The 12,036-nt window shown below is 73.5% G+C and carries 10 protein-coding genes; 4 read left to right on the forward strand and 6 right to left on the reverse strand.

Annotation, left to right across the window (positions count from 1 at the left end):
* Nucleotides 1-28 precede the first annotated feature (28 nt).
* Nucleotides 29-1,228 carry a fatty acid desaturase family protein gene (locus ACR9E3_RS18200; protein WP_460381918.1) on the reverse strand — a complete coding sequence of 400 codons (1,200 nt, stop codon included), beginning with the start codon at nucleotides 1,226-1,228 and terminating at the stop codon, nucleotides 29-31.
* A 287-nt stretch (nucleotides 1,229-1,515) separates the two neighbouring features.
* On the opposite strand from ACR9E3_RS18200, the gene ACR9E3_RS18205 reads away from it, so the two are divergent.
* Nucleotides 1,516-3,027: a serine/threonine-protein kinase gene (locus ACR9E3_RS18205; RefSeq protein WP_460381919.1), complete on the forward strand. Its 1,512-nt coding sequence runs from the start codon at nucleotides 1,516-1,518 to the stop codon at nucleotides 3,025-3,027.
* Between the two features lie 36 nt (nucleotides 3,028-3,063).
* Here ACR9E3_RS18205 and ACR9E3_RS18210 read toward each other — a convergent pair whose 3' ends face one another.
* The 4 genes from ACR9E3_RS18210 to ACR9E3_RS18225 form a co-directional block, all read right to left on the reverse strand.
* The gene (locus ACR9E3_RS18210; RefSeq protein ID WP_460381920.1) at nucleotides 3,064-3,219 is read right to left on the reverse strand and encodes a hypothetical protein; all 156 of its coding nucleotides are present in this window, start codon (nucleotides 3,217-3,219) and stop codon (nucleotides 3,064-3,066) included.
* Between the two features lie 222 nt (nucleotides 3,220-3,441).
* Nucleotides 3,442-3,765, reverse strand: coding sequence for a hypothetical protein (locus ACR9E3_RS18215; protein WP_460381921.1), 324 nt, complete (start codon nucleotides 3,763-3,765; stop codon nucleotides 3,442-3,444).
* Between the two features lie 73 nt (nucleotides 3,766-3,838).
* Nucleotides 3,839-5,275 carry a multicopper oxidase family protein gene (locus tag ACR9E3_RS18220; RefSeq protein WP_460381922.1) on the reverse strand — a complete coding sequence of 479 codons (1,437 nt, stop codon included), beginning with the start codon at nucleotides 5,273-5,275 and terminating at the stop codon, nucleotides 3,839-3,841.
* Nucleotides 5,276-5,343: 68 nt separating this feature from the next.
* Nucleotides 5,344-5,796: a DUF6220 domain-containing protein gene (locus ACR9E3_RS18225; RefSeq protein ID WP_460381923.1), complete on the reverse strand. Its 453-nt coding sequence runs from the start codon at nucleotides 5,794-5,796 to the stop codon at nucleotides 5,344-5,346.
* A gap of 318 nt (nucleotides 5,797-6,114) precedes the next feature.
* On the opposite strand from ACR9E3_RS18225, the gene ACR9E3_RS18230 reads away from it, so the two are divergent.
* A complete protein-coding gene (locus tag ACR9E3_RS18230; RefSeq protein ID WP_460381924.1) occupies nucleotides 6,115-6,396 on the forward strand; it encodes a PspC domain-containing protein in 282 nt (93 codons plus the stop codon).
* 82 nt (nucleotides 6,397-6,478) lie between these two features.
* Complete coding sequence (locus ACR9E3_RS18235) at nucleotides 6,479-8,521, forward strand: NAD(+) synthase (RefSeq protein WP_460381925.1); 2,043 nt, start codon at nucleotides 6,479-6,481, stop codon at nucleotides 8,519-8,521.
* Here ACR9E3_RS18235 and ACR9E3_RS18240 read toward each other — a convergent pair.
* Complete coding sequence (locus ACR9E3_RS18240; RefSeq protein WP_460381926.1) at nucleotides 8,518-9,423, reverse strand: SCO6745 family protein; 906 nt, start codon at nucleotides 9,421-9,423, stop codon at nucleotides 8,518-8,520. The two genes, ACR9E3_RS18235 and ACR9E3_RS18240, sit on opposite strands and share 4 nt — an antisense overlap.
* Before the next feature lie 208 nt (nucleotides 9,424-9,631).
* On the opposite strand from ACR9E3_RS18240, the gene ACR9E3_RS18245 reads away from it, so the two are divergent.
* The gene (locus ACR9E3_RS18245; protein WP_460381927.1) at nucleotides 9,632-12,007 is read left to right on the forward strand and encodes a xanthine dehydrogenase family protein molybdopterin-binding subunit; all 2,376 of its coding nucleotides are present in this window, start codon (nucleotides 9,632-9,634) and stop codon (nucleotides 12,005-12,007) included.
* The last annotated feature ends 29 nt before the right edge of the window (nucleotides 12,008-12,036 follow it).

The raw sequence follows: 12,036 nt of genomic DNA on the forward strand, positions 1-12,036 counted from the left end.
GTGGGGGAGCCAACTGCTCACGTACGGGTCAGGCGGCCACGGGCTCCTCGACGCGGGGCTCGTCGGCAGATGCCTCCGCGCGCGGGGCGGGGACGTCGACGGGCTCGGTCGGCTTCTCGCGGCCGACCAGACGGTCCACGAAACGCTTGAGCTCGCCGGCCACCGGCAGCGAGAGCTTCCAGATCGAGCGGGTCGACTGCCAGAACTGCCGCGGGAACGGCCCGGTCGTGTAGGGCAGGTCCCAGCGCGCGCAGATGTCGCGCACCTTCTCCGCGATCTCCGGGTAGCGGTTCGACGGCAGGTCGGGGAACAGGTGGTGCTCGATCTGGTAGCCGAGGTTGCCGCTCATGAGGTGCATGAGCTTCCCGCCGGTGAAGTTGGCCGAGCCGAGCAGCTGGCGCAGGTACCACTCGCCCCACGTCTCGCCCTCGAGCTCCTCCTCCGTGAACACCTCGGCGCCGTCCGGGAAGTGCCCGCAGAAGATGATCGCGTAGGACCACACGTTGCGGATGAGGTTCGCGGTGGCGTTCGCGGCGATCGTCGCCGGGAAGAACGGGCCCGAGAGCGCCGGGTAGGCCACGTAGTCCTTGAGCGCCTGCTTGCCGGCCTTGCGGCCGATCTGGCGCAGCTTGGCCTTCATCTCCTCGGGGTCGGCGTCGATCTTGGCCGCGCCCTCGATGTCGAGGTCGTGCAGCGCGACGCCCCACTGGAACAGGAACATCAGCAGCGCGTTGTAGAGCGGCTGGCCCAGGTAGTAGGGATGCCACGGCTGGTCGGACCGGACGCGCAGGATCTCGTACCCGACGTCCTTGTCCTTGCCGATCACGTTCGTATACGTGTGGTGCAGGTAGTTGTGGGAGTGCTTCCACTGCTCGGCCGGGCAGACGTTGTCCCACTCCCACTGCGCCGAGTGGATCTCCGGATCGTTCATCCAGTCCCACTGGCCGTGCATGACGTTGTGGCCGATCTCCATGTTCTCGATGATCTTGGAGGCGGCCAGGGCGGCGGTCCCGGCGATCCACAGCGGCGGCAGGATGCTGCCCACGAGCGCGACCCGCCCGCCGATCTCCAGCCGGCGCTGGAGCCTGATGACGCCACGGATGTAGGCGGCGTCGTCCTCGCCCCGGGACGCCTCGACGTCGCGGCGGATCTGGTCGAACTCACGCCCGATCGCCGCGACGTCGGCCTCGCTCAGGTGCGTGAACTCCTTGATGTCCGAGATGGCCATGACGGCGGTTCCTCCGCGTCGTTCGGGGGCATCGGATGGAAGTACGTGAAGTACTCGGTACTGACGGTACCTAGCAGCTGGTGCGGATGTCTCTGTGTCCCCGCGCACCACACGGCGCATGGCCCCGGTCACACACCGCGCGGGGCGGGTCGGTGCGACGCCGCCGGGGGAGTGGGCGAGGATGCGTGGGCGCCACTCGATCGGGGGGTAGGTTCCGAACCGGTCCGAATTCGGTAACGGATCGGTCACGGCCCGCGATAGGCGGTCACGGAGCAGAAGGGAGGGGCATGTCGACGCCGACCTCGGTGCCGAGCGCCTCGGCCACCATCGAGCCCGGCCGCCTGGTCGCGGGCCGGTACCTCCTGCTCGCCCCCGTGGGGCGCGGCGGGTCGGGCTCGGTCTGGCGCGCCCACGACGAGCTGCTGGACCGGGACGTCGCGATCAAGCGGCTGCACGGGGGCCGCGCGCTGGACGCGGACCGCGCGCGGCAGGTCCGCGAGCGCGCGCACCGCGAGGGCCGCGTCGCCGCCCGCCTGCACCACCCGCGTCTCGCGGCGATCTTCGACATGACCGAGCTCGACGGCGAGGTCTGCCTCGTCATGGAGTACGTCGCGGCGCCCTCGCTCGGCGACCTCCTGGAGCGCGAGGGCTCGCTGCCGCCGGCGCGGGTCGCGGCCATCGGGGCCCAGATCGCCGAGGGCCTCGCCGCGATGCACGAGCGCGGCATCGTCCACCGCGACGTCAAGCCCGCCAACATCATGATCGGCGCCGGCGACACGGTGACCGTCGCGGACTTCGGCATCGCCGTCGTCGACGCGGACCCGGGCACCGCCGACCAGCTCGTCGCCGGGACGCCCCACTACATGGCCCCGGAGCTCGCCCGCGGCGGGCCGGCCACCGCGGCCGCCGACGTCTTCTCCCTCGGCGCCACGCTCTACGCCGCCATGGAGGGCACCCCGCCGGCGGGCGACGGCGGCAACGCCCTCGAGGTGCTCTCCCGCGTGGCCACCGGCGTCGTGCAGCCGTCGCGCCACGCGGGCGAGCTGACGCCGGTCCTGCGCGCCCTCCTCGCCCACGACCCGGCCAGCCGCCCGGACGCCGCGCGCGCCGCCCGTCTGCTGCGCGGCGACGCGCCGGCCTCCATCTCCAGCGCGACGGGCACCGGTGCCACGGCGATCGTGTCCGGTGACCCGGCGACCGACGTGGGGGTCCCGCCCTCGACGGCTCCGGCCGACGGCTCGGACGGCCCCGACGGCGACGCCCTGACCGGGCCGATCGCCGTCCCCGCGGGTGCCGCCGCGCTCGCCGTGACGCGGGCGGAGACCCCCGTCGGCACGCGGTCGGCCCGTCGCAAGCGCTCGGAGCGGCTCCGCCCCGCCCGGCGCGCGGTCGCCGCGGGCGCGGGTCTCGTCGGCGTCCTGGGCGCCGCCGGCGGCCTCGTGGCCGCGAACACCTCCGACCCGGTGCCGGTCGCGGCGGCGCCGGACGCCGCCGGCTCCGCCCTGCCCGCGCCGCTGCCGGTGCCCGTCGCCGCGCCGCCGGTGATCCCGGCGGGGCCCACGACCACCACGACCACGGCGCGTCGCACCGCCGTCGAGGACGTCGACGAGGTCGCGTCCACCTCGGAGCCGACCACCCGTCGCTCCCGCGACCGGGACGCCGAGCGTGTGGCGGCGGCCTGGGAGCGCTGGTTCGAGCAGTACCGCGACGCCCAGGCCCGCTCCGACCGGGGCCACGGCGACGCCGGCAACGGGCACGGACACGGCCGCGGTCAGGGCCGGGGGCACGGCGGTCGCTGAGCCGGCCCTGGGCGCGTCATCACGTGAGCGGGGCGCTCACTCCTCCGGGCTCTCGTCCGCGACTCCACCGCGTGGCGCGGGGACGCGGGCCGGCTCGTCGCCCGTCGACGGTGCGGGAGCGGTCGGGCTCCGGCGCAGGATCCGGCGGATGCGCGGCTCCTGGATGAGGTGGTCGTCCCTGCGGTCGCCCATCGTCGCCTCCCGTGCGCCCGCGGTCGCGGAGCGTCGATCCCGAGGCTAGAGCGGCGGCGGTCCGTGGCGCTGTACGTCAATGTGCGTACATCGGGTCCACGGCGCTGCGCGCGTCGGGTGACGTCCTTGGTCGCGAGGGGACCGCCCGGTACGTTCCGGCTCGGGATCGCCGGTGCGGATCGAGGGGCCCGCACCGGCGCCGACCCTCCGGGCACCGCCCCCTCAGACCGGGGCGCGCAGGGCCTCGCAGAGGTCGAGAGGGTCGGCATCGACGTCCAGTGGCAGCGCCGACCAGCGCTGTCGTCCGCGACGCGGCGAATCGCCCGTCACGGCCCATCCCTGCTCGGCCGACCAGCGCAGCGCCCGGACGGCGCGCGGGGGGTCGGCGTCCACCCACAGCGTGAAGCCGGCGCCGGTCGCGTCCTCGACGGTCTCGACGTCGTCGTCGTCGAGGAGGTCGAGCGCGCTGGTCACGGCCTCGGCGCACGCGCCTGCGTGGGTGAGCAGCCAGGGGGCGGCGGGCGAGAGTGCGGTCGGGGCGGACATCGGACACCTCCACGCGGTCCTCGGGGCGGACCGCTCGGGTTACCGACGAGTATCCCGCCGGACGGCGGTGTCGTCACTCCGGGTCGTTGTGGGCGTCCCCACCCACGCGGTACGGCGTCGTCACGCCCTCGTACATGAGGTGCGCCATGAGGCCCTCGGCCGGGTGGGCGAGGTTGTGGCAGTGGTCCATCCAGAGCCCGGGGTTGTCCGCGACGAACGCGATGTCGTAGGTGTGGCCGGTCTCGGCGTCGAGGCTGTCCACCCACCACGGGCTGCCGGTGGCCGGGACACCGTCGCGGGCCAGGACCACGGCGTGGTGCCCGTGCAGGTGCATGGGGTGCAGTTCGCCGCTCTGGTTGTCGATGTGCATCCGCACGACGTCGCCCTCGCGCACCACGTACATCGGCACGTCGGGCCACAGGTGGCCGTTGACCGTCCACCACAGCCCGGGCGTGCCGTCGAGGAACCCGATGCGCCGCCCGATGTCGTAGTCGAAGCGGCGGTCCGCGGCGTCCGGGTCGAACGGCAGCGCGGCCGGCGTGCCGTAGCGCAGCGGGTCGAGCTCGCCGGCCGGCCGGGGCGTCGGGGGCAGCGGCCGCCCGAAGGTGACCGCCGACGCGCCGCCCAGCTCGACGCGCACCCCGGCGCCGTCGGCGGGCAGGTCGACCTCGAGGTCGGCACGCGCCCCGGCCGTGATCGACAGGGAGTCGGTCGTCGGGGCGGGACCGTTCACGTCGTGGCCGTCGATCGCGACGAGGCGGTACGGCGCGCCCCCGACCCACGCCTGCACGGGGCCGTTGTCGGTGTTGACCACGCGGACGCGCACGCGCGTCCCCGGGGCACCCGGGGCGGGCACGTCGCCCTCGCGCCCGTCGATCGTCCGCCGGCCCTGGTAGACGTGCGTCACGGCGAGGACGTCACCGGTCCCCCCGAGCCCGCCCGGCTGTGTGACGACCAGCGCGCCGAACAGACCGCCCTGCACCTGGGGGTCGGCGACCTGGTGCGAGTGGTACCAGAACGTCCCGGCCTGCCCGGCGCGGAAGCGGTAGACGAACGAGCCGCCGACCGGCACCGCGTCCTGCGTGACCCCGGCGACGCCGTCGTCGCCCGAGGGCACGTCGTAGCCGTGCCAGTGCAGGGTGACGCCCGCGGGGACGTTCTCGTTGACGAGCCGGACCTGGACCATCTGGCCCTGCACGGCCCGGATCTCCGGCCCGGGGGTGACGCCGTTGAGCGTGAACCCGTCGATCACGCGCCCGGACGGCAGCGTCACCCGCCCGGCGCGCGCCACCAGCGTGACGTCGACGTCGGCGGGTCCCGGCGGCTCGCGCAGCTGGTCGACCGACGTCCCGCCCATGCCGGCCATACCCCCGTGACCGGGCATCGCGGCGGGGCCGCCCCCGTAGTCCGGGGTCCCCATGTCCTCGACCGAGTAGCGGGCGGGCACGAGGCTGTCGGCCCACATCCAGACGACGGGGACGATCACCACGAGCGCGGCGACGACGGCCACCAGGGTCCGTCGGTGGACCCTGGTGCCCCAGCTCCGTCGCCGCGCCCGCAGCATCGTCGTGCTCCGCCCTAGACCATCGCCGCGGGGGCCTGCGGCGCCGCGCTCGGTGCGGCCGCGAGGCGGGCGGACATGACGGCGACCACGAGGATCGCCAGCGCCACCGCGCCGTGGAGCATCCCGAGGGCCGGCACGGCGTGGGCGACCATGCCGAGCAGCACCTGGACGACGACCAGGCCGAAGAGGGTGGCGGCGTAGGCCACCCCACGGGGCAGCTTGGCGAAGAACGAGACCACCAGCAGGATCAGCGCCACCGCGGGCACGATGATCTGCCCGTTCATGCCGTGGACCATGAAGCCCACGACGCCGTCGAACTGCACGTCGCTCTGGATCGCGGCGGCGTCGAGCACCCCGCCGCCCTCGATCCAGGTCGTGAGCCCGAACACCGCCCACGCGATGGCCGCCGCCTGGACGACCACCTCCAGGGCGAGGATCCAGGCCAGCACCCGATAGGTCGTCCGCACTTCTCGGCCCCTTCCCGCGGGTGGGCCGCACGCATCCCCGGCGCTCGCCCCCCGCACCTGACGGTGGTGGTCCGCCGACCTCGGCCGACGGTGTCGCTCACTGTAAGTCAGATCACAGCGAAAGAGCTAGGCTGAAGGAGTGAACAGGCGACCATCTAGCGTGAAATGACTACGCGGTGTCAGTAGTCGATGCGCCCTTCAGGGCGATCTCCTCGCATGTCCCCCTACCGACCCCGAGGAGCTCCCGGCGCGGAATCCGGGTCCGGCCGGGGTCGGACCCGGAGGGCGGGTGGCGTCCGGGGCGGCAGGCTCGACGCCATGACCACACCGCAGAACACCCCGGCCGCCCCGACCCCGTCCACGTTCGGGTTCCGCCGCAGCGTGCGTGACCGCTGGATCGCGGGCGTGTGCGGCGGCATCGCCGAGCGCACCGGCCTGGACCCGACCCTCGTCCGCGTCCTCGCGGTACTCCTCGCCGTTTTCGGGCACCTCATCGGTCTGATCGCCTACCTGGCCGCCTGGGCGCTGGTGCCGGAGGAGACCCCGGCGGCCCCGGCACCCCCGACCGCGCCGCCGGAGACCGCCGACACCGCGGTGTGACCGCCCCACGGCGACCGGGTGGCGATCTACGCTCGCCCGGTCGCCGTGTCACGCGGAGAACCAGCAGGAGGACCGCCCGCCGATGCCCACCCCGCCCTTCACCTCGGTGTACCACCAGGGCTTCGTGCGGGTCGCCGCCGCGACGCTGCGCACGACGATCGCGGACCCGGCGGCCAACGCCGCGTCGCTGCTGACGGTCGCCCGGGAGTGCCACGACGACGGGGTGGGCCTCGTCGTGTTCCCGGAGCTCACGCTCTCGGGCTACTCGATCGAGGACCTGCTGATGCAGGACACCCTGCTCGACGGCGTGGTCGACGCGCTGGCCGACGTGGTGGCCGCGTCCGCGGACCTGACGCCCGTGCTGGTGGTCGGCGCGCCCCTGCGCCACCGGCACCGGCTGTACAACTGCGCGGTCGTCGTGCACCGCGGGCGCGTGCTCGGGGTCGTCCCCAAGAGCTATCTGCCGAACTACCGCGAGTTCTACGAGCCCCGCCAGGCCGCCGCGGGTGTCGGCGAGACGGGCACGACCCGGCTGCTCGGCGCGGACGCGCCCTTCGGCGCCGACCTGCTGTTCGCGGCGGACGACGTCGACGGTCTCGTGCTGCACGTCGAGGTGTGCGAGGACATGTTCGTCCCGATCCCGCCGAGCGCCGAGGCCGCCCTCGCCGGGGCGACGGTGCTCGCCAACATCTCCGGCAGCCCGATCACCGTCGGGCGGGCCGACGACCGCCAGCTGCTGGCGCGCTCGGCCTCGGCCCGGTGCTCGGCCGCCTACGTCTACGCGGCCGCGGGGGAGGGGGAGTCGACGACCGAGGTCTCCTGGGACGGCCAGACGAGCATCCACGAGAACGGCCTCCTGCTCGCCGCGACCGAGCGCTTCCCGTCCGGGGAGCGCCACGCCGTCGCCGACGTCGACCTGCGCCTGATCCGCTCCGAGCGCCTGCGGATGGGCACGTTCGACGACAACCGCCGCCGTCACGACCGCGAGTTCCGCACGATCGGGTTCGCGCTCGAGCCGCCCGCCGACGACATCGGGTTCCGGCGCGAGGTCGAGCGCTTCCCGTTCGTGCCGTCGGACCCCGCCCGCCTCGAGCAGGACTGCTACGAGGCCTACAACATCCAGGTCGCGGGGCTCGAGCAGCGGCTGCGGGCGATCGGGCGGCCCAAGGTCGTCATCGGCGTCTCGGGCGGGCTCGACTCCACGCACGCGCTGATCGTCGCGGCGCGGGCGATGGACCGCGACGGCCGCCCGCGCTCGGACATCCTCGCGTTCACCCTGCCCGGCTTCGCCACCGGCGAGCGGACGAAGTCCAACGCGCAGCGCCTCGCCGAGGCCCTGGGCGTCACCTTCGAGACGATCGACATCACCGAGACCGCGCGGCTCATGCTCGCGAACCTCGGCCACCCCTTCTCCCGGGGCGAGCCGCAGTACGACGTCACGTTCGAGAACGTCCAGGCCGGCCTGCGCACCGACTACCTGTTCCGGGCGGCGAACCAGCGGGGCGGGATCGTGCTGGGCACCGGCGACCTGTCGGAGGCCGCGCTCGGGTGGTCCACGTACGGCGTCGGCGACCAGATGTCGCACTACACGGTGAACAGCGGCGTCCCGAAGACGCTGGTCCAGCACCTCATCCGCTGGGTGATCAGCTCGCGGCAGTTCGACGACGACGTGGCCACCGTGCTGCAGGACGTGCTCGACACCGAGATCAGCCCGGAGCTCGTGCCGGCGGACGCGGGCGAGGAGATCCAGTCGAGCCAGCAGAAGATCGGGCCCTACGACCTGCAGGACTTCACCCTCTACTGGGTGCTCCGCCACGGGTTCCGTCCCTCGCGCATCGCGTTCCTGTCCTGGCACGCGTGGCGCGATGTCGACGCCGGCGCGTGGCCCCCCGGCTACCCCGAGGGCGACCGCACGTCCTACGACCTCGCGGAGATCCGGCGCTGGCTTCAGATCTTCGCGCAGCGGTTCTTCGGGTTCGCCCAGTTCAAGCGCTCCGCGATGCCCAACGGGCCGAAGGTCGTCGCGGGCGGGTCGCTCTCGCCCCGCGGCGACTGGCGCGCGCCGTCGGACTCGTCGGCGCGGATCTGGCTCGACGAGATCGAGAAGTGCGTGCCCGAGAGCTAGCCGGCCGCCCGCTTGTAGGGGTCGGGTGGGAACCAGCCGTGCGCCACGACGGCGTCCGACCACCCGGCCAGGGTGTCGACCGTGCGGTCGAGACGATCCCCGAGGGCGTCGACGACCGGCTGCTGGGCCCGGTCGGTGGCCTCCTCGATCCCGTCGCGGAACCGGCGGCCGTCGGCGGAGAGCCCGTCGGAGTCGAGCAGGCCGCGCCCGCGCAGGCGGTCGATCGCGGCGTCCATCGCCTCCTGCGGCCAGCCGCGGGTGGCCGTGTACTCCAGCAGCGCGAAGCCCACCCGGAGCTCGGTGAGGATGTTGGCCTCGATGCTGTCGAGCCCGGCGGCGACGCACGCCGCGACGTGGGCGTCGCCCCGGTGCTCGCGCAGCAGGCTCGTCACGTGCCACAGGCGACCGTGGGCGTGCTGCGGCCAGGGCAGCGCCGTGGACCCGGCGAACAGCGGGCGGCCCATGAGGTCGGCGCCCGCGAGTCCCTCGCGCAGCAGGTCGACCACCGCGTCGATCCCGTCCTCGTCGACGTCGGCGAGGACGGTGCGCAGGGCCTCGGTGCCGGCGTCCTCCCGCAGCGCGCGCAGGTCGGCGACCGAGCACGTCGCGCGGGCCTGGTCCCACAGCCCGCCGACGAGGCCCGGCTCGAACACCGCGAACGCGGCGGCGACGACGCTGCCCTCGACGTCGCCCAGCGCGGAGCCGCGGCCGCCGACGTAGGCGCCGAGGAAGTCAAGGCCGGCCTTCCCGGCCCGCGCGGCCGTGGGCTCGCCCCACACCGTCACCATCGCGAGCGGCTCGAGCGCGTCGCGCAGGCGCCGCGCGGGGGAGGTGGCGGGCGGGTCGATCACCGATCCGGGCCGTGGCCGGCAGAAGGCGTCGCGGGCCTCGGCGAAGTCCATGGTGCACAATCGTTCCCCGTGACCGCGCTCACGTCCAGCCGGCCGGAACCGTCCTCGTGGTCGTGTCTTTCCGGATGGCGGGACGGGGTGGCCCGCTCGGACGCGGCCGGGCCGACGGTCGGGTCACTGGGGGAAGTCCCGACTCGACGCGGACCCGTTGGTCTGATCTTCTGATCCCCCCGGCACGGGCACCACTGGAGGACCCGCAATGACCATCACCCCCACCCGTTCCACGTCGATCTTCGGCAACTCGGTGAAGCGCACCGAGGACAAGGGTCTGATCCGGGGCGCCGAGGACTACACCGGCGATCTCCCGGTCGAGGGCTCGTACCACGCGGTGTTCGTCCGCTCGCCGATCGCGCACGGCACGATCACCAGCATCGACGCCGCCGAGGCGCGCGCGATGCCCGGTGTCGTCGCGGTGTACGTCGACGGTGAGCTGAACGTCAACGACCGTCCCGGCCTGCCCGGCGTCGTGCCCGACGCGATGAACCGCCCGGCCTTCGCCCGCGGCAAGGTGCGCTTCGTCGGCGACATCGTCGCGGTCGTCATCGCCGAGACCGCCGGCCAGGCGCTGGACGCCTCCGAGACGGTCTTCGCCGACATCGAGCCGCTGCCCGCGGTCACCGACATCGAGGCCGCGCTCGCCGACGACGCCCCGAAGCTGTTCGACGACCTCGGGTCCAACCTCGTCGCGGGCGACGGGACGGGCACCGTCGAGGGCATCTTCGACACCGCCGACACCGTCGTGAAGCACACCTTCTACAACCAGAAGCTCGCCGGCGTCCCGATGGAGCCGAACGCCTGTGTGGCGATCCCCGGCGAGGGCGACAAGATCAAGATGTACGTCTCCAGCCAGGGCCCGCACGGCGCGCGGGACGCCCTCGCCGGCGACCTCGGTGTCGACGGCGCGAACGTCCACGTCATCGCCCCGCGCGTCGGCGGCGGCTTCGGGCCGAAGATGCACGCCTACCAGGAGTGGGGGATCGTCGGCGCCGCGGCGCGCGCGCTCGGCAAGCCGGTCCGCTGGACCGAGACCCGTTCCGAGAACATGCTCTCGATGGTCCACGGCCGGGCCCAGGTGCAGTACGTCGAGATGGGCGTGCGCAAGGACGGCCAGATCGTCGGTCTGCGGGCCACCGCCATCGGCGACGCCGGCGCCTACCCGGTGCTCGGGACGATCCTGCCGAGCCTGACCCAGCTCATGGCCCAGGGCGTCTACGACATCCCGGCCATCGACTTCACGTGGAAGGCCGTCGCCACCAACACCACGCAGATCGGGGCCTACCGCGGGGCCGGGCGTCCCGAGGCCACGCAGATGCTCGAGCGGATCATCGACATGGCCGCCGACGAGATCGGCGTCGACCCGCTGGAGATGCGGCGCAAGAACTTCCTGACGCCGGACAAGTTCCCGATGACCAGCATCACCGGCGCGCAGTACGACAACGCCGAGCACGCCAAGGCGCTCGACGCGGCCAAGGCGGCGGCGGGCTACGACGACCTGCTCGCCGAGCAGCAGAAGAAGCGCGCGGACGGCTCGCGCGTGGCGATGGGCATCGGTATCGCGTCCTACGTCGAGGTCACCGCGCCGCTGGGTCTCGACGTCGAGTTCGGCTCGGCGCAGGCCCACCCGGACGGCACGTTCACCGTCAAGGCCGGTACCAGCGCGCACGGCCAGGGCCACGAGACCGCCTTCACCCACATCGCCTCGCAGATCCTGGGCGTGCCGATGGAGAAGGTGCGCCTCGTCCAGTCCGACACCGAGCTGGTCCGCAGCGGCGCGGGCACGGCCGGTTCGCGGTCGCTGCAGACCGGCGGCAGCGCGATCTGGACGGCCTCCGAGCAGCTCGTGTCGCGGGCCCGCGAGATCGCGGCGCACATGCTCGAGGCGTCGCCCGACGACATCGAGCAGGTCGACGGCGGTTTCGGGGTCAAGGGCATCGCCGACACCCAGATCACCTGGGCGCAGGTGGCGACGGCGTCCGAGGACGGCTCGGGCTACGACCCGGGTGTCGGCGGCAGGCAGCTGCTCGAGGAGCTCGACTTCACCCAGGGCCAGTCGAGCTTCCCGTTCGGCACGCACATCTCCGTGGTGGACGTCGACCTCGACACCGGCATGGTGAAGCTGCGCCGGCACGTCGCGGTCGACGACTGCGGCCGCATCCTCAACCCGATGCTCGTCACCGGCCAGCAGCACGGCGGGATCGCCCAGGGCATCTCCCAGGCCCTCTACGAGCGGGTGACCTACGACGAGGACGGCAACCCGACGTCGGGGAACCTCGCGTCCTACCTGATCCCCTCGGCCGCGGACCTGATCACCTACGAGGCCACGAACACCGAGACCCCCACGCCGCTGAACCCGCTCGGCGCCAAGGGCATCGGGGAGTCCGGCACGATCGGCTCGACGCCCGCGGTGCACAACGCCGTGGTCGACGCGGTCTCGCACCTCGGGGTGCGGCACATCGACATGCCGCTGACCCCGGAGACGGTGTGGCGGGCGATCCAGGGCGCGACCGGCGACGACCCGGCCAACCGCCGGTCGGCCGGCCCCGAGTACGCGGGCGAGCCGGGCGCCCAGCACTGACCGGCATGTGAGCGAACTTCGGTGCCATA

This window comes from Actinomycetospora sp. C-140, from assembly GCF_054796175.1.

What these genes read in the sequence shown, in the direction of transcription:
- ACR9E3_RS18200 (WP_460381918.1), bottom strand. Translation starts at nt 1,228, where the DNA reads ATGGCCATCTCGGACATCAAGGAGTTCACGCACCTGAGCGAGGCCGAC.
- ACR9E3_RS18205 (WP_460381919.1), top strand. Translation starts at nt 1,516, where the DNA reads ATGTCGACGCCGACCTCGGTGCCGAGCGCCTCGGCCACCATCGAGCCC.
- ACR9E3_RS18210 (WP_460381920.1), bottom strand. Translation starts at nt 3,219, where the DNA reads ATGGGCGACCGCAGGGACGACCACCTCATCCAGGAGCCGCGCATCCGC.
- ACR9E3_RS18215 (WP_460381921.1), bottom strand. Translation starts at nt 3,765, where the DNA reads ATGTCCGCCCCGACCGCACTCTCGCCCGCCGCCCCCTGGCTGCTCACC.
- ACR9E3_RS18230 (WP_460381924.1), top strand. Translation starts at nt 6,115, where the DNA reads ATGACCACACCGCAGAACACCCCGGCCGCCCCGACCCCGTCCACGTTC.
- ACR9E3_RS18235 (WP_460381925.1), top strand. Translation starts at nt 6,479, where the DNA reads ATGCCCACCCCGCCCTTCACCTCGGTGTACCACCAGGGCTTCGTGCGG.
- ACR9E3_RS18240 (WP_460381926.1), bottom strand. Translation starts at nt 9,423, where the DNA reads ATGGACTTCGCCGAGGCCCGCGACGCCTTCTGCCGGCCACGGCCCGGA.
- ACR9E3_RS18245 (WP_460381927.1), top strand. Translation starts at nt 9,632, where the DNA reads ATGACCATCACCCCCACCCGTTCCACGTCGATCTTCGGCAACTCGGTG.